The organism is Photobacterium sp. GJ3 (genome assembly GCF_018199995.1).
Lineage (GTDB): Bacteria > Pseudomonadota > Gammaproteobacteria > Enterobacterales > Vibrionaceae > Photobacterium.
This window is the reverse complement of record NZ_CP073578.1, coordinates 1,850,618-1,867,674: the sequence shown is the minus strand read 5'-3', so window position 1 is coordinate 1,867,674 and position 17,057 is coordinate 1,850,618. Positions and strand designations below refer to the sequence as shown.

The 17,057-nt window shown below is 49.6% G+C and carries 11 protein-coding genes and 3 pseudogenes; 8 read left to right on the top strand and 6 right to left on the bottom strand.

All coding sequences use genetic code 11. The features are described from left to right. Nucleotides 1–1,046 precede the first annotated feature (1,046 nt). The 4 genes from KDD30_RS08340 to KDD30_RS08325 form a co-directional block, all read right to left on the bottom strand. A complete protein-coding gene (locus KDD30_RS08340) occupies nt 1,047–2,387 on the bottom strand; it encodes an IS4 family transposase (RefSeq protein WP_211645381.1) in 1,341 nt (446 codons plus the stop codon). Nucleotides 2,388–2,425: 38 nt separating this feature from the next. Continuing rightward, nucleotides 2,426–2,680, bottom strand: coding sequence for a hypothetical protein (locus KDD30_RS08335; protein WP_211645380.1), 255 nt, complete (start codon nt 2,678–2,680; stop codon nt 2,426–2,428). A gap of 1,594 nt (nt 2,681–4,274) precedes the next feature. After that, the gene (locus KDD30_RS08330) at nt 4,275–4,817 is read right to left on the bottom strand and encodes a hypothetical protein (RefSeq protein WP_211645379.1); all 543 of its coding nucleotides are present in this window, start codon (nt 4,815–4,817) and stop codon (nt 4,275–4,277) included. Between the two features lie 82 nt (nt 4,818–4,899). Then, nucleotides 4,900–5,214: a hypothetical protein gene (locus tag KDD30_RS08325; RefSeq protein WP_211645378.1), complete on the bottom strand. Its 315-nt coding sequence runs from the start codon at nt 5,212–5,214 to the stop codon at nt 4,900–4,902. On the opposite strand from KDD30_RS08325, the gene KDD30_RS08320 reads away from it, so the two are divergent. The 6 genes and pseudogenes from KDD30_RS08320 (at nt 5,213) to KDD30_RS08295 (ending at nt 13,492) form a co-directional block, all read left to right on the top strand. Next, entirely contained in the window at nt 5,213–5,500 is a 288-nt protein-coding gene (locus KDD30_RS08320; RefSeq protein WP_211645377.1) for a hypothetical protein, read from the top strand. The two genes, KDD30_RS08325 and KDD30_RS08320, sit on opposite strands and share 2 nt — an antisense overlap. Before the next feature lie 120 nt (nt 5,501–5,620). Then, a complete protein-coding gene (locus KDD30_RS08315; RefSeq protein WP_211649738.1) occupies nt 5,621–6,976 on the top strand; it encodes a TolC family protein in 1,356 nt (451 codons plus the stop codon). A gap of 16 nt (nt 6,977–6,992) precedes the next feature. Beyond that, nucleotides 6,993–8,699 carry an efflux RND transporter periplasmic adaptor subunit gene (locus KDD30_RS08310; RefSeq protein ID WP_211645376.1) on the top strand — a complete coding sequence of 569 codons (1,707 nt, stop codon included), beginning with the start codon at nt 6,993–6,995 and terminating at the stop codon, nt 8,697–8,699. Next, nucleotides 8,696–11,835 (top strand): annotated as a pseudogene (locus KDD30_RS08305) (efflux RND transporter permease subunit). The gene KDD30_RS08310 and the pseudogene KDD30_RS08305 overlap by 4 nt, the downstream one beginning before the upstream one ends. A 12-nt stretch (nt 11,836–11,847) precedes the next feature. Further along, nucleotides 11,848–12,399 (top strand): copper-binding protein, encoded by a 552-nt coding sequence (locus tag KDD30_RS08300; RefSeq protein WP_211645375.1) that lies wholly within the window; start codon nt 11,848–11,850, stop codon nt 12,397–12,399. Nucleotides 12,400–12,949: 550 nt separating this feature from the next. After that, nucleotides 12,950–13,492 carry a YniB family protein gene (locus tag KDD30_RS08295; RefSeq protein ID WP_211645374.1) on the top strand — a complete coding sequence of 181 codons (543 nt, stop codon included), beginning with the start codon at nt 12,950–12,952 and terminating at the stop codon, nt 13,490–13,492. A gap of 40 nt (nt 13,493–13,532) precedes the next feature. Here KDD30_RS08295 and KDD30_RS08290 read toward each other — a convergent pair. After that, nucleotides 13,533–13,725, bottom strand: a pseudogene (locus KDD30_RS08290) (IS110 family transposase); the annotation flags it as partial. 351 nt (nt 13,726–14,076) lie between these two features. On the opposite strand from KDD30_RS08290, the gene KDD30_RS08285 reads away from it, so the two are divergent. Further along, nucleotides 14,077–15,810 carry an anti-phage dCTP deaminase gene (locus KDD30_RS08285; RefSeq protein WP_211645373.1) on the top strand — a complete coding sequence of 578 codons (1,734 nt, stop codon included), beginning with the start codon at nt 14,077–14,079 and terminating at the stop codon, nt 15,808–15,810. 54 nt (nt 15,811–15,864) lie between these two features. Here the strand turns inward: KDD30_RS08285 and KDD30_RS24845 are convergent. Then, nucleotides 15,865–15,986, bottom strand: a pseudogene (locus KDD30_RS24845) (IS110 family transposase); the annotation flags it as partial. A gap of 287 nt (nt 15,987–16,273) precedes the next feature. Here KDD30_RS24845 and KDD30_RS08275 point away from each other — a divergent pair. Further along, a complete protein-coding gene (locus KDD30_RS08275; protein WP_211645372.1) occupies nt 16,274–16,873 on the top strand; it encodes a LysE family translocator in 600 nt (199 codons plus the stop codon). Nucleotides 16,874–17,057 lie beyond the last annotated feature (184 nt).

Genomic DNA, 17,057 nt, shown 5'->3' with positions numbered 1-17,057 from the left:
ATTCATACGATTACCGTCATTCCCGCGCAGGCGGGAATCCATAAAGCGCTGGGCTCTAAGCGCGTTCAAAACATCATTGAACAGACAAAATCGCAGCAAAGTTCAGTCTTTCTGTCGCATTGTTCACAGCGCTCAGACGAGGCTCCAGCGCATCAACGTCACTGGGTTCCCGCCTTCGCGGGAACGACAAATTTTATATAATTCATACGATTACCGTCATTCCCGCGCAGGCGGGAATCCATAGAGCGCCGGGCTACAAACACACGAAAATCATTATTGAACAGATCAAATCCCAGCAAAGTTCAGCCATTTTGCAGCATTGTTCACAGCGCTCAGACGAGGCTCCGGCGCATGAACGTCACTGGATTCCCGTCTTCTCGGGAACGACGAATGACTTTAAATTCATCATTTTACCGCCACTTTCGCGCAGGCGGGAATCCATAGGGCGCCGGGCTCAAAGCGCGTTCAAAACACCATTGAACAGATACAATCCCAGCAAAGTACAGTTATTCTGTAGAACTGTTCACAGCGCTCAGACGAGGCTCCGGCGCATCAACGTCACTGGGTTCCCGCCTTCGCGGGAACGACAAATCTAATACAATTCATATGGTTACTGTCATTCCCGCGAAGGCGGGAATCCATAGGGCGCCGGGCTCAAAGCGCGTTCACAACATCATTGCACAGATAAAATCCCAGCAAAGTTCAGCCACTCTGTAGAACTGTTCACAACGCTCAGACGAGGCTCCGGCGCATGAACGTCACTGGGTTCCCGCCTTCGCGGGAACGACGAATATGTTCAAATTCAACCACTTACCGTCATTCCCGCGCAGGCGGGAATCTATAGATCGCCGGACTCAAAGCGCGTTCACAACATCATTGCACAGATAAAATCCCAGCAAAGTTCAGCCACTCTGTAGAACGGTTCACAGCACCCAGACGAGGCTCCAGCGCATGAACGTCACTGGGTTCCCGCCTTCGCGGGAACGACGAATGACTTTAAATTCATCGTCTTACTGTCATTCCCGCGCAGGCGCAATGCTGTTCGGTTAAGAGGATTCCTTCTTTTTTCTGTTGCTTTTTAACGGATATTTATTCGGCCTCATCTTGACCGCCCTTTCATAATTTGGGCGGTCTGGCTTGGGGAGAATCAGATCTTTCAGAGTATCCGTTAAATCTTTGAGTCGTGCTGGTATCGACTGTAAGTTTTTCGTCTGGCATATCGCTGTATAATCATACAAAACGACCTTAAAACCGAGTTTAAAGCTGATTCTTAGAGGGCTAACTTTCGCCTCCTTTGCCGCTAGAGCCATTTCGTAACGGATCAAATTATAAGCAAGTAACAGCCCGTATAATTCCTGGTAGACCAAAGTAATTTTCTTACTTCTTAAGGCAATGGCTTTGCGGAGCATCGTGCATTTAATTTCACGATATCCTAGTTCAATTTCCCAACGCTGATGATAGAGTTCGATAATTTTAGCGGCATCATACTGACTTTTCGGTAACGATGTCGCGAGAAAGCGTTCCGGGAAGCCTTCAAATTGATAGCGGATGACCCGAAAGTGCCACTCTTGCGGTAATGATGGTGACTGTTTACGCGCATGGGGGCTTAGCTTTCGTTTCACCAACCAGTCGTTATCCGTGTATTTATCCACGATTTCAAAGTTGATGTCTTTCTTCAATGGTGTCACCCAGTGGCGATCATGACCTCGACTTTCAATATGATGAAGCAACTCAGCACTATGATAGAGCTTATCCATCAGCAGGACTGAGTGATCGTCGATATCATCCACCAACTGTGATGCTTGCGTGATTTCAGCCTCTCGATAAGGTCCGGCTGCTGCTTTAAGGATCAACCGCGAAGCGGTATCCATTAAGCAGGTCAACTGCATTACTGGATAGCCGGACTGGTACTCGGAAGCCGTGTTTGCAGAGCCAAAATGCTCTCGGCATTCTGGCGTATCTTCTACACGGAATTGGGTACCATCAATGGCATAAACTCTGAGACCTTCCCATTTATCGACCTCAACTTGTTCTGACCAGTGACTGGCGCTTTGATGAAAGAGCCACTGAATGGGCTCGACGCCCAACCTTTTACGAGCCTCAGTTAATGAGCTTTTAGCAGACAGCAGTGCATTATCTAACTGTTTGGAATTTAAAGCTAATTGCTCAGCGACCGTATGGATAGACTCTTGCCTAAGCAAAGACATTCCAATCACGAGCCTGAGGATATCTTGCGGCTGAATTTTGCGACGCCTGACCGTAGCATGAGATGTCATGCTCAAGGCATTGTTGACCCACTCAAAGGGCAAGTGAGCATTTAACACCTCTAAATAATCATTCTTGAGTGGGTAGCTTGAAGAAAAGTCTTCTAATTCAGCAGCAAACATACAGGCTCCTTTCAGTTGAACCGATAGTTTGCTCGAAATTAAGGATCGTTCAAGTCCTTAATTTTCCTTAAACGATCAGCATTGCGCGAAGGCGGGAATCCATTCAGCGCTTGCATGTCTAAAGTTGTGCGGGTATGTCGCGCTTGAGAACAGTGCCTAATGCAGCATTTTTTAATGCGCGCCAGATACTCTTTGCTGGCACAAAGAGTATCCAGAAATGCCTTTTGTTTCTCTCGTGTGGTCCGGGCCGGTTGTAGGCGCTCCCGGCGCCGACACCCTAAAAATTCATCCATGAATTTTTCCCTGGGGTTGTGATTTCTTTTGATACCGTCAATGCAAAATTCCGTCATTCCCGCGCAGGCGGGAATCCATAGGGCGCAGGGCTCAAAGCGCGTTCACAACATCATTGCACAGATCAAATCCCAGCAAAGTTCAGCCATTTTGCAGCATTGTTCATAGCGCTCAGACGAGCCTTCAGCGCATCAACGTCACTGGGTTCCCGCCTTCTCGGGAACGACGAATGATTTTAAATTCATTTACTTACCGTCATTTTCGCGCAGGCGGGAATCCATAAAGCGCTGGGCTCTAAGCGCGTTCAAAACATCATTGAACAGACAAAATCGCAGCAAAGTTCAGTCTTTCTGTCGCATTGTTCACAGCGCTCAGACGAGGCTTCAGCGCATGAACGTCACTGGGTTCCCGCTTGCGCGGGAACGACGAATGATTTTAAATTCATTTACTTACCGTCATTTTCGCGCAGGCGGGAATCCATAAAGCGCTGGGCTCTAAGCGCGTTCAAAACATCATTGAACAGACAAAATCGCAGCAAAGTTCAGTCTTTCTGTCGCATTGTTCACAGCGCTCAGACGAGCCTTCAGCGCATCAACGTCACTGGGTTCCCGCCTTCGCGGGAACGACAAATTTTATATAATTCATACGATTACCGTCATTCCCGCGCAGGCGGGAATCTATAGATCGCCGGACTCAAAGCGCGTTCACAACATCATTGCACAGATACAATCCCAGCAAAGTTCAGCCACTCTGTAGAACTGTTCACAGCGCGAAGACGAGCCTCCGGCGCATCAACGTCACTGGGTTCCCGCCTTCGCGGGAACGACGAATGACTTTAAATTCATCTACTTACTGTCATTCCCGCGCAGGCGGGAATCCATAGGGCGCCGGACTCAAAGCGCGTTCACAACATCATTGCACAGATCAAATCCCAGCAAAGTTCAGCCATTTTGCAGCATTGTTCATAGCGCGAAGACGAGGCTCCGGCGCATGAACGTCACTGGGTTCCCGCCTTCGCGGGAACGACGAATGACTTTAAATTCATTTACTTACCGTCATTCCCGCGCAGGCGGGAATCCATAGGGCGCCGGGCTCAAAGCACGCTCAAAACACCATTGAACAGATCAAATCACAGCAAAGTTCAGTCATTCTGTAGAACTGTTCACAACGCTCAGACGAGGCTCCGGCGCATGAACGTCACTGGGTTCCCGCCTTCGCGGGAACGACAAATATGTTTAAATTCATTTACTTATCGTCATTCCCGCGCAGGCGGGAATCCATAAAGCGCTGGGCTCTAAGCGCGTTCAGAACACCATTGCACAGATCAAATCCCAGCAAAGTACAGTTATTCTGTAGAACTGTTCACAGCGCTCAGACGAGGCTTCGGCGCATGAACGTCACTGGGTTCCCGCCTGCGCGGGAACGACGAATGATTTTAAATTCAACCACTTACCGTCATTCCCGCGCATGAACGTCACTGGGTTCTCGCCTTCGTGGGAACGACGAATGACTTTAAAATCATTGTCTTACATGAGTTTCCGCCTGCACGGGAACGACCAAAGGTTATTTTAACTGCAATGACACATGACGACAGACTCACTCATTCCGATCCTGCCGCCAGCTGAGATCCCGGGCAAGAATGAGCGCGAGTCCGATAATTTGCAGAAAAAGAGCCAAACTTCTCAACCCGGAGATGGTTGTCATACGCTGGGCGTACTCTGAATTCAGGGCCAGATTATCAATAAAGAGTTGATTGATTTTGTCTCTGAGCAGGGCCTGCTCCGCATTGACCGCTGTCATGGTGTGCTGGACGCTTTCTGCTGACAGGGCTGCGGGGATCGACACTTGCCAGTGTTCCAGCTGGCGCTGTAACTCTTGGGCGACGGATACCGGTAGACTTGCCTGACTGGTTTCCGATATTGAAACCAGAATCAGGACGAGCTCTTTTTTCTGCTCGAGCGATTCGATTTGCTGCCAGGTCAGGCTGATCAGCTTGTCGTTTCCATGCTGCTGCTGTACCAGACGGTTCGCTTCAACCGTTGTCCCTTCGATATAAAAGTTGGTCATCAGGGCCGAGAGAATATTCAGCAGAAGCCCAGTGGCAACCAGCGCCCAGGTAGGAACTGCCCATTTTTTCATATCCGATCCTCAGCTAATCCTTCTTCAGATGATGGTCTCTATGGGACCTCATCGCGACGCGAATCTGTCACAGTGCTGAGAATCAGCCGTAAAACCACCAGTCTCGTGGCTGAACAGCTTGCACTTTTTTGTCCTTTGTCCATTTTTTACAGAAGATGAGTTCATCAATATTGACCTTCCCCCTAGGGGAAGCTTTATGGTGATGCCGTTGTAACTGCTTAAGGCTGATGATGCGTCGGAATTCAAACCGGACAATCTGGATCACACTGCTGACTGCACTGACACTTCTGGTGTCGAGTGTGGCGAACAGTGCATCGCTGATGGCGATCAGCATGATCAGTGACAGTTTGTCTGCCCCAGCGCAATCTTCAACCGCAATGATACATTGTGCAGGCATGCCTCATCATGCCGAGCCTGAAGGCAGCATGACGTCCGACGCGCACCATCATGCATCCGGCAGCCATGACAGGCACGCACAGCCGCCGCAAGACAACGTGAGCGGCCCCTGCAAGCATGATAAAGATGCTCATCCCTGCTGCACCGTGTTGTGCGGAACGGCCATGGTGCTGCCTGCGCCTTATCGTCCTTTCAATCTCCTGAGCCAACTGGCACTGCGACCCACCGAAGCCGTTGTGGCTGCGGTCTCGACAGCGTCGTCGCTGTACCGTCCTCCCATCGCCTGAATCCAGCTTTTACTCCGGGTAACACTGCACATACCACGTTGGCAGTGAATGTTGTTTTGCTGCCGCTGTCCGGCAGTCAACAAAAACAGAGTGGATTCAGAAGTGAAAAAACAACTATCCATGATCGTACTGAGCTTCAGTACGCTCGGGCTGATGTCGTTGCCTGTGATGGCAACCGGGACAGTCGTCTTTGCTGTTCAGTCCGAGACTCAGCGGGTCTCTTTGCAGACCCTGATCGCGCTCGCGCTGGTCAACGATGCCAGCCAAAAGCAGCTGACAGCCCAGTCTGACGCCTTGCGTGAGACGGCAATTGCCAGCGCAACTCAGATGGACCCGAAGCTGAAATTCGGTGTCGGCGGGTTGCCTGTCGACAGTTTTCAGTTTGATGAAGACCCGATGACGAATATTTCCGTCGGACTGATGCAGCAGTTTGAACGGGGCGATACGCTCGCACTTCAGGCCCGAAAAGTACGCCAGCAGGCGGATGGCATTGACTGGCAACGCCTTGTCAGACAAAGGGATGTTGCCAATCAAGTCACCCAGCTCTGGCTGGAACTGGGCTATCAGCAGACGGCTGAACGCTTGTTGCGTGAGAACCGGCAACTGATGTCGGAACTGGCTGGCTTTATTGAAACCAACTACGCCATCGGAACCAGTGAAGCACAGGATCTGCTGAAAGCGCAGCTTCAGGTGACATCACTGGACGACAAGATCCAGGCCAATCAGCAAAAGCAGCGGAACCTGATCGCTCAGATGTCTGAGTGGCTGGGTGCAGACTGGTTAGCGGCAACGTCGGGCCTCATCGTAAATCATGATCTCTCCTGGCAGGAATTGGACGCCATGCTGAACGCTGAGCGCCAGTCCCGCCATTACTTTTCATTCCTCAATACGCATCCGCTGGCAAAAGTCGCCGATACCGCCATTGCGGCCAGCGAAACGCAGGCAGAAATCGCGGGCGAAGCCTATCAGCCGCAATTCGGGGTCGAAGTGATGTATGGCTACCGCCAGGCCAACAATATGCGGGGTGAACCCGCGTCGGATCTGCTGAGTGCCTTTCTGACCGTTGATCTGCCGTTGTTTACCGGCAACCGTCAGGATCGCCAGCAGGCTGCGGCCCAGTATCAGGTGGGAGCCGCCAAATCACAGAAAGATCTGATCCTTGCGCAGATGAATGCCCGGGTGAATGCGCTGGTGGCCGATCGCACGAATCAGCAGCAAAGGCTGGCCCGGTATCAGTCGAGTCTTTTACCTCAGGCACAAGCGCGCACTCAGGCGGTGGAGCGGGGTTATCAGAACAATACGGCGCAGTTCAGCGAGGTGATTCTGGCTGCCAGCGATGCGCTGGCTATTGAAACTGAACTGGCCCGGCTGACCACGGATCTGAACCAGACCAACAGCAATCTGGCTTTTTTGCTCGGGGGGCGCGCATTGCAGGAGATTGCCCCGTCACTGGCAGCGCAGCCGCTGTCGGACTGATTCGCAAGGAGAACCTATGAAAACCATCACAATGACAACGCTGGCCTTGCTGATCGGCAGTGGGCTGGGCTATCTGGGCAGCCAGTATCTGAGCAGCCACGGTGCCGCTGCGAGCGCGGCAGATTCTTCCATGACGCAGGAAAAGCAGCCGCTCTACTGGGTTGCGCCAATGGATCCGAATTACAAGCGGGATCAGCCGGGAAAGTCACCCATGGGGATGGATCTGATCCCGGTGTATGACGAGGCGGGCGGATCGGCAAAAAGTAAACCCGGAACGGTTCGGATCGATCCGGCAGTTGAAAACAACCTGGGTGTGAAAACGGTACAGGTTTCGTTGCAGCCGCTGTCCCCCCGGATTGAGACTGTGGGTTATATCGCATTTGATGAACGGCACCTGTGGCAGACCAATGTGCGTGTCAGTGGCTGGGTCGAAACGTTGTCGATCAATGCGGTCGGTGAGCAGGTCCGCAAGGGCGATGTACTGTTTACCCTGTATTCGCCGGAACTGGTGAAAGCACAGGAAGAATTACTCAATGCTTACCGCTCAAAACGTGACGGCCTGATTCAGGGCGCGTTTGACCGCTTGGTTGCCATGGGCGTCGATCAGGCACAGATCCGGGCCATCGTGAAACGGGGGCGGGCAGTCCAAACCATCCAGATCAAAGCGCCGGCAGACGGCGTGATCGCCACGCTGAATATCCGGGAAGGGGCGTATCTGTCGCCGGCGCAGGCTGTCATCAGTGCCGGCCCGCTGAATACGGTCTGGGTGGATGCGGAAGTCTTTGAACGTCAGGCGCACTGGATCCGCGCCGGCAGTCAGGCCAGCATGCGGCTGGATGCTTTGCCCGGTCGCACCTGGCAGGGCAAGGTGGATTATGTCTATCCCATTCTGGATCCGGCCACCCGGACGCTGCGGATGCGCCTGAATTTTGAAAATCCGAATGGCGAACTTAAACCCAACATGTTTGCCAACATTACGCTGGAACCGGTGACAGACAGCGAAGTGCTGACGATTCCGGCTGCTGCCGTGATTCGTTCCGGTGGCATGACCCGGGTGGTGCTGGCTGAAGGGGAAGGCAAATACCGCTCGGCCCGGATTGAAACCGGCCGTGAAGCCGCAGGAAATATCGAGGTGCTGCAAGGTCTGACTGCGAAGGATCGCGTCGTCACCTCGGCCCACTTCATGCTGGATTCTGAATCCAGTCAGACGGCAGATCTGGCGCGGATCAATGGTGTCGAGCCTCCGCAGGAAACGGTGTGGGCGACGGGAGAGATCACGGACGTGATGACCGGACACCGGATGCTAACCATCAACCATCAGCCTGTTCCCGAATGGGAGTGGCCGGGAATGGTGATGAATTTCACGCTGGCCGACGGGCTGGATATCGCGTCGCTGACAACGGGTCAGGCTCTGGATTTTGAAATCGCCAAAGCGGATTCCGGCCAGTTTGAAGTGGTGGATTATCAGGTGCGGGAAGCCGCTGCCCGTGAAGTCTGGGTCGACGGCAATATCACGCTGCTGATGGCGGATTTCGGCATGATCACCCTGTCGCATCAGGCGGTGTCTGAGTGGCAGTGGCAGGCCGGTGAAATGAATTTCACGGTGGATGACCAAGTGGATCTGTCCGGATTCAGTGAGGGCCAAACCGTCCGCTTTCTGATTGCACGCAACGGCAGTGAATACACCCTGAAACAGCTGGAAAAATCCGGGGGTGAACAATGATCAGTGCCATCATTCGCTGGTCGCTCCGGAACCGGTTTCTGGTGCTGATGGCCACGGTGTTTCTGACATTCGGCGGCTTATACAGCGTGAAGAATACCCCGTGGATGCGCTGCCGGATTTATCCGATGTCCAGGTCATCATCAAAACCAGCTACCCGGGACAGGCACCTCAGGTGGTGGAAGATCAGGTGACCTATCCGCTGACGACCGCCATGCTGGCTGTACCCGGTGCGGTGACGGTGCGCGGGTATTCCTTTTTCGGGGATTCCTATGTGTACATCATTTTTAATGACGACACCGATATGTACTGGGCGCGTTCCCGGGTGCTGGAGTATCTGAGTCAGGTCGCGCCGAAACTCCCGGACAACGCCAAACCGACGCTGGGCCCGGATGCAACCGGGGTGGGCTGGGTGTACAGCTATGTGTTGCAGGATAAAACCGGTCAGCACGATCTGGCGGAACTGCGCAGCCTGCAGGACTGGTTTCTGAAATATGAACTGCAGACCGTCAGCGGCGTCTCGGAAGTCGCGACCGTCGGCGGGATGGTGAAGCAGTATCAGGTTCAGATTGATCCGGCCAAACTGCGGGCATACGACCTGACGTTACAGCAGGTCAATCAGGCGATTCAGAAAGGGAATCAGGAAACCGGGGCTTCCGTGATTGAGGTTGCTGAAGCGGAACACATGGTTCGCACCAGTGGCTATCTGACCGGGATCGACGATCTCAATGCGCTTCCACTGAAAGTCACGGCAAAAGGGACACCTTTACTGCTGGGCGATATTGCGGATATCAATATCGGGCCGCAGATGCGCCGGGGGATTTCAGAACTGAATGGCGAAGGCGAGGCGGTCGGTGCCGTGATCGTCATGCGTTACGGTGAGAACGCCAGTCAGGTGATTGATTCGGTGAAAGCCAAGCTGGCCGATCTGCAGCGCAGCCTGCCGGATGGTGTCGAGATCGTGCCGACTTACGACCGATCGACCCTGATCAATGCAGCGGTTGAGAATCTCTGGCAGAAGCTGGCGGAAGAGTTCATCGTGGTGGCGATTGTGTGTGCGATCTTCCTGTTCCACATCCGCTCTTCTCTGGTGATCGCCATCAGCCTGCCAGTCGGAATTCTGGCTGCCTTTGTGGTGATGCACTGGCAGGGGATCAATGCCAACATTATGTCGCTCGGCGGTATCGCGATTGCGATCGGGGCCATGGTGGACGGCGCCATTGTGATGATTGAGAACGTTCACAAGCACATTGAGCGCACGCCGCTGACGGACAAAAACCGCTGGCAGGTGATTGGCAAAGCCGCGGAAGAAGTCGGTGCGCCGTTATTCTTCTCGCTGCTGATCATTACCCTGAGCTTTGTGCCGGTGTTCGCGCTTGAAGGGCAGGAAGGCAAAATGTTCGCCCCGCTGGCCTTCACCAAAACTTATGCCATGGCTGCGGCTGCCGGGCTGGCGATTACGCTGGTGCCCGTGCTGATGGGGTATTTCATTCGCGGCAAGGTCCTTCCGGAGCACAAAAATCCGGCCAACCGCGGGCTGGTGGCGTTGTACCGGCCGCTGCTCAATCTCAGTTTGCGCTATCCGAAATCCGTGCTGGTGGTGGCGCTGGCGTTGCTGGCCTCGGCGTATTATCCGGCGACCCGCACCGGCAGCGAATTCATCCCACCGCTGGATGAAGGTGATCTGATGTACATGCCAACCACGTATCCCGGCATCTCAATCGGGAAGGCGCGGGAGTTGCTTCAGCAAACCAACAAGCTGATTAAAACCGTGCCGGAAGTGGCAACCGTGTGGGGCAAGATTGGCCGGGCGGAAACCGCGACGGATCCGGCGCCGCTGACCATGATTGAAACCGTGATCCAGCTGAAGCCGAAAGATCAGTGGCGCGATGGTGTGACCACAGAATCGCTGCGTAAAACCTTCGATGATCTAGTGCAGTTTCCGGGGCTGACCAATGCCTGGGTGATGCCCATCAAAACCCGCATCGATATGCTCGCGACCGGGATCAAAACGCCGATCGGCATCAAGATTGCCGGTCCGGATCTGAAAGTGATCGAGCAGATAGGCGCGCAGATTGAACCGATTCTCAACGGCATCAGCGGCACGGCGTCTGTGTATGCCGAGCGGGTTGCGGGCGGACGTTATGTCACCATTGATATCAAGCGTCGGCAGGCAGCCCGGTATGGACTGAATATCCAGGATGTTCAGCAAGTGATTGCCTCTGCTGTCGGTGGGATGAATGTCGGAGAAAGCATTGAAGGGCTGGAGCGATATCCAATCAATGTCCGTTATCCGCAGGATTACCGTGATTCGGTGGTGAAGCTTCAGAACCTGCCGCTGGTGACGCCGAACGGTGCCCGGATTGCACTCGCCGATGTTGCGGAGATTCGCTACGAAGATGGCCCGCCGATGATCAAAACCGAGAATGCGCGGCCGAATGGCTGGGTGTTTGTCGATATCGACGGCCGGGATCTGGGGTCTTATGTCGCCGAGGCCAGACAGGTGGTCGCCGATGCGCTTTTGCTGCCTGCCGGTTATTCGCTGAGCTGGTCCGGTCAGTATGAATACATGGAACGCGCCAAGGCCCGGCTGAGTGTGGTCACGCCGATCACTCTGATGATTATTGTCTTACTGCTGTATTTCAGCTTCCGGCGGGTCGGTGAGGTGCTGGTGATTCTCGCCACTTTACCACTGGCGATGGTGGGCGGTATCTGGCTGCTGTATGTCCTGCAATATAACTTCTCGATTGCTGTCGGGGTTGGTTTTATTGCACTCGCGGGCGTGGCGGTTGAGATCGGGGTCATCATGCTGGTGTATCTCAATCAGGCCTGGCATGGACGTAAGTTACATGCTGCGGAAAACAATCAGCCACTTCAGGCGCAGGATCTGACCGATGCGATTCGTGAAGGGGCTGGACTGCGGGTCCGACCGGTCATGATGACGGTCAGCACCGTCATTATCGGTCTGATTCCGATTATGTACGGTTCGGGCACCGGCTCGGAAGTCATGCAGCGGATTGCCGCCCCCATGATTGGCGGCATGGCCTCTGCGTTGATTCTGACGCTGCTGGTGATTCCGGCCATTTTTAAACTCTGGAAAAGCAAAGACCTTGAAACACAAGTTGTGTCGACACACTAAGAAGGAAATCCCATGAAGAAAACTGTATTTGCAATCATGATGTCTGTTGCGCTGGCAACCCCAGCACTGGCCGATGCAATGGGCCATGGCAGTATGGATCACGGTAAAATGGACCACGCGAAGATGGATCATAGCCAGATGGGCTCTGACAAAATGGATCATACCGGCATGTCGATGGCAGGGATGTCGGCAGTCGGGATGCCTGCTCAGGGCGCCAAACCCGATAAAGTGGTGCATGTACTGCTGTCGGATGACATGAAAATCCGCTTCAAGAAAGAAGTCGACATCGAGCCCGATGACATCGTGCAATTTGTGGTGATGAACGTGGGCAAAATTGACCACGAATTCTCCATCGGCTCAATGGAAGAACAGCTCAAACACCGTGAAATGATGCGTCAGATGACTGCCGGTCATGACCACGACAGCGGCTCGACGGTGACGGTGAAACCAGGACAGGCAAAACAGTTGCTCTGGCACTTCCACGGCGAACCCAGTGTCGAGTTCGCCTGCAACATCCCCGGCCATGCTGAAGCCGGTATGGTGAAGAGTGTGATGGTGCAGTAACCCCGCATCATCAGCCCCTTCACTCCAACTTGCAAAAGGAGGCAACGCCTCCTTTTTTCTCGCCTCAGAACCTTGCCCCAAAGCACAGATATGCAATCTAAAACACATCAAAGCGTGAAACATCGGCCATATCTACATATGATGCATATGCGTCAAATTTCTATCATCCAATTTACTTGAATGTGAAGGGCGGTAGCGTCTCTGAAATTGCGTTGATGACGCTGTTCCCGGCACAGAAACAACAACGTATTGAAGGCTGTCTTTTGCGTGATCGGAGCGGCATTGGCTTGCAATACCAGATGGTCGAAAAACTTGTGTGAATGTTGATGAATCGGTGGTGGCATGTCAGCCATATTTGAACGGCTGTAAATGAACAGACCTGAGACTATAGAAAATCGCTTTATTATTTCGACTCACTTGTCCCTGATTTACAATGCAAAGAACATGAATGATGAAATCATATGTGAATCAGTTACATAGAAATTGATACAAAAGCGAGATATACGACATGATGTCGTTGAATAAAATGTTAGCAATATAAGGAGATATTTTGAATTTTTACGAAGCAAAACGAAAATCTATATTGTACAGAATTGTTGGGTTCGCAATTGTTGCTCCTTGCGTAGTATCTACGGTTATTTCATTTCTAAAAATGATCTATTTCCGGTTAGATGATGGGTCTCAACTTGGTTCGGCATTTGCTACCCCATTCAAAAATCTAGTAGCATTTATTTATCAGAACACAGAATTCCTAATTATTTTTTGGAAAAAATCACCAACTCCAAATCACATGCACTTAGCAGAGCCAGACAACATACCTTTCATCATGATATACATAACGATATTTGTAGGGCTTACATTTTGGGGTTTAGGTAAGAAATTATCCGTTCGTCTAAGAAAAATTCAGAAGAAAATTGAAGACCAGATAATAGAAGAATCGGCAAAAGGCAGTGTTGCAAGAACACATTCTGAGATCGCTGAAACAGTTTTTGTTCCAAATAGTGGTATGTTTTCAAATCTCCATAAATTGTATGTTGCGCCGATTGTAGTGGCAGTAGTAGGTGCTATTTTAGTTAAGGTGCTCGGTTTTTGAACATATTGCTAACAAACGACGATGGCGTCAATCGTTAAAATTATGTTGATTTTGCATCCCATAAGACGTCATCGCACAACATAGAATTGAGGATGATAACCATCTTCCTGACACAGGCGATAATCGCCACTTTTTTGGGTTTTCCTTCAGCCAGAAGTCGTTGATAGGTGCGTTTAAAAACAGGGTTACACTGTATGGCGGAACATCGCTATGTGTAGAACTGGTCTAATTCTGAAAGGCGCCACATATTTTGACGCCATTATCCTAATAGTATGTCCGAGCTTAGTGAGTTCATGCGTCCAATAGTGTGAAGCCCACAGGCTTCCATTCCCACAATATCTGACGGTATATTGGTAGGACTATCGAGCGAGTTATTGTAAGCTGGATCAGTATCTTACCATGTTCGTCTTCGCCATGGATACTGAACGAATGTTTGGCTAAATCAATGCCATAGACAGATGGTGACAGGTGACCTCCGGCGATTTCGTAATCAGACTTACTAAGTGTGGCAAAGCCTGATGAGGCGGAGTCCATGTCATTCGTCATAAATCCAAATTAGGTTCGTATAAAAATAAGAGAAGCATATGGAAAATAAGAAATTTTTAAGTCAGTTGTTTTTGGAGAATAGTCAGTTCATTTTGGTTGGTTTGACTGGAAGAACTGGTTCTGGATGTACTACGACAGCAAATATTTTAGAAAGTAAGAAGCCAAGTTTCCCTTCGCCGGAGCATTTAGATGGCTTTTACTCAGGTCTTGATGTTAATCGATATAGAATAGTTAAAAAGTATGCGGAACAGCACTGGAATAATTTCTATTCTATAAAAGTTAGTGATTTGATCTCGACCTACCTCTTGAGCTTGTCTTCTGCTCATGCAGCTAAGTTTATTGTTAGTAATAGCCTTGCTGAGATTGATGAAAACTTAGTATACCAAAAATTACTTAGCGGATCTTTTTCTAAAAACAGGCTAGTGACTAACTATAGTACTTTACTTCATAACCTATTAGATCACTCAACGGAGCTTAATGTAACGAATAAAGAAGCAGATGACTTCATTCGTATCTTAACGTTGATTAGAAAGTTTACTCGAGATTTCAAAGAAGAACTAGAAGATATAACTCGTGGCTTATATGTTTCAACTTATCAAGCATGTGGTAATTCAATTCGAAAAACTGGCAGCGTTCAAAATAACTATGACAAGGCGAAGTTTGATCCTGCATGTGTTTTCCACTTACCAGAAACGATCAATCGAATTATAAAAATGATTCGTAAGGTGACAAAAAATAAGGCTTATATTGTAATTGATGCTATCAGGAACCCTTATGAAGCTAAGTTTTTTAAAGACAGGTATGCAGCATTCCACTTAGTTTCTATTAATGCTCCTGACGAGCACCGTAGCAAATATATGCAACAACTGCATAAGTTTTCTCCAGACCAAATAGAAAATATTGAAAAAATCGAGTCAGGTAAATCCGAGGGTGATTACGTAAAGTTCACGACTCAAAATGTAAAAAAATGCATTGAAATATCGGATATCCATCTCTTCAACCCCAAGAATGAATTTGATAACAATAACATTTTAAAAGCTCAGATAGTTTGGTACGTTGCGCTAATGCAGCACCCGGGACTTATACCACCATCGTCAATGGAAAGGGTTATGCAGGTTGCATATACAATGAAAATGAACTCTGGTTGTATTTCAAGACAGGTTGGTGCCGTTGTTACTGATAAAAATAATTCAATAAAGTCAGTTGGTTGGAATGACGTTGCGAAAGGGCAAGTGCCATGTTCTATGCGTTCGCTTAATGGGGTAATAGAAGAGTTTGATCCGTTAACTTACAGTAACTATGAAAGAAACAACCAGAAATTCCGATCTAGAGCGAATGAGCAACTAATAAAAATTCGAAAAATAAATGCCAAAAACCAAGTTTTTGATGGGCATAACTTATCTTACTGCTTTAAAGATATCCATAATAGTTTAGATAAAAAAGGTAACCAGGTTCACACCAGAGCTCTACATGCTGAAGAAAATGCTTTTCTACAGCTAACAAAGTATGGCAGCAGCGGTATTGAGGGGGGGAAGCTCTACACTACTGCAAGTCCTTGTGAATTATGTGCAAAGAAAGCTTACCAGTTAGGGATGTCTGAAATTGTGTACATTGATCCTTATCCAGGCATAGCTAAAGAGCATATCATTAACATAGGAGACAATGTGCCGGAACTTGTTCAGTTTAGGGGAGCTATTGGTAAAGCGTACCACCGACTCTATGAACAGATTTTGCCTATTAAGGATGAAATTGGGCACATGATGGCTTTATAACAAACGACTATGGCATCAATCATTAAAGTCATGCTGATTTTTCATTCCATAAGACGCCATCAGCCGCATACTCTCTGGCTTGAGTTGGGTTTGTGTGGGTTTGATTGCTTCAGCATAGTTTCAGCATAGTGGGCGATGAGTTTGGCATCGAGCTTGTCTGTTTTGGCGCGTTGTCCATATGTGGTGTTCATGTTTGCTATCGGTCTCTCAATAGAGCAGCTAGCGTTCAATCGAACGAGCCCATAGAAAGCTATCGTTGCAGTGAAAGCCTGGGCCTCACTTTACCCTTAAGCCGGGTTCATTATCCATACAAACTGTTCAAGAGGGACTCGCAACGCTTGGCAGTTTTGGTTTGAATTAGATTAAGTGTTTACAGCACAATGGTTTAGTTTGTATAGAATGAGTTGTTCGCCTCTTAATGCGGCATTAGTTGTCTCTCCATGATCAGGAAATAGGCGGTATATTGATTGATTTACAAGGTTTTGTGTTTGCAATGATACCGATAGCACTGTCTCCTGGTGCCAGCTTCACTCTAGCGATATCAAATGCCTCAGCTTCAGGGGCTAGAGGCGCTTTTAAAGTCATCGTGGGCACCGGGCTGGGTATATTAGTCCATGGATCACTTGTGGGCGCAGGTTTCTCTAGTTTCATTGTGAAAAATGTGATTCTGCTAAATACTTTGAAGCTGGTGGGTATTATATTTTTGTTTTATATTGGCGTGAGACTTTTAATTTTAGGGTTAGAGTTTCGAAATGGCAGCTTCAATGAACTCAAAGAGACAAGTATTAAAGAAGCATTCCTATTAAATATTTTTAATGCTAAAGCCCTATTGTTTTATGTAACAGTAGTGCCAATTTTTGCAGGTATTGAATTTTCAACCTACCTATACCTTTCTGTATTGCATGTGCTAGTTATGTCTGTATGGACTGCAATATGTAGTTATATATTTTTTTTAGCAAAAGAAAGGGGCGATTTCTCGAAGGTTAGTATGGTTGTAAATATTATAGCGGGGATGTGCTTGGTGTATTTTTCTTATGTATCCGCTGTGAGTTTCAACAATTAACAAACGACTATGGCGTCAATCATTAGAATCATGATGATTTGCATCTCGTAAGACGCCATCGCGTAGCATAGAATGATCTTTGCTGTATGGCTGAGATTAGTCAGCTCTCGGGCCTAGTCATGGGAAGCACCACAAGCTTCCATCCCGAAAATGGCTGGTGGGATGTTGCAAACGTCGAGAGAAC

What these genes read in the sequence shown, in the direction of transcription:
- KDD30_RS08340 (WP_211645381.1), bottom strand. Translation starts at nt 2,387, where the DNA reads ATGTTTGCTGCTGAATTAGAAGACTTTTCTTCAAGCTACCCACTCAAG.
- KDD30_RS08335 (WP_211645380.1), bottom strand. Translation starts at nt 2,680, where the DNA reads ATGGATGAATTTTTAGGGTGTCGGCGCCGGGAGCGCCTACAACCGGCC.
- KDD30_RS08330 (WP_211645379.1), bottom strand. Translation starts at nt 4,817, where the DNA reads ATGAAAAAATGGGCAGTTCCTACCTGGGCGCTGGTTGCCACTGGGCTT.
- KDD30_RS08320 (WP_211645377.1), top strand. Translation starts at nt 5,213, where the DNA reads ATGCCTCATCATGCCGAGCCTGAAGGCAGCATGACGTCCGACGCGCAC.
- KDD30_RS08325 (WP_211645378.1), bottom strand. Translation starts at nt 5,214, where the DNA reads ATGCCTGCACAATGTATCATTGCGGTTGAAGATTGCGCTGGGGCAGAC.
- KDD30_RS08315 (WP_211649738.1), top strand. Translation starts at nt 5,621, where the DNA reads ATGATCGTACTGAGCTTCAGTACGCTCGGGCTGATGTCGTTGCCTGTG.
- KDD30_RS08310 (WP_211645376.1), top strand. Translation starts at nt 6,993, where the DNA reads ATGAAAACCATCACAATGACAACGCTGGCCTTGCTGATCGGCAGTGGG.
- KDD30_RS08300 (WP_211645375.1), top strand. Translation starts at nt 11,848, where the DNA reads ATGAAGAAAACTGTATTTGCAATCATGATGTCTGTTGCGCTGGCAACC.
- KDD30_RS08285 (WP_211645373.1), top strand. Translation starts at nt 14,077, where the DNA reads ATGGAAAATAAGAAATTTTTAAGTCAGTTGTTTTTGGAGAATAGTCAG.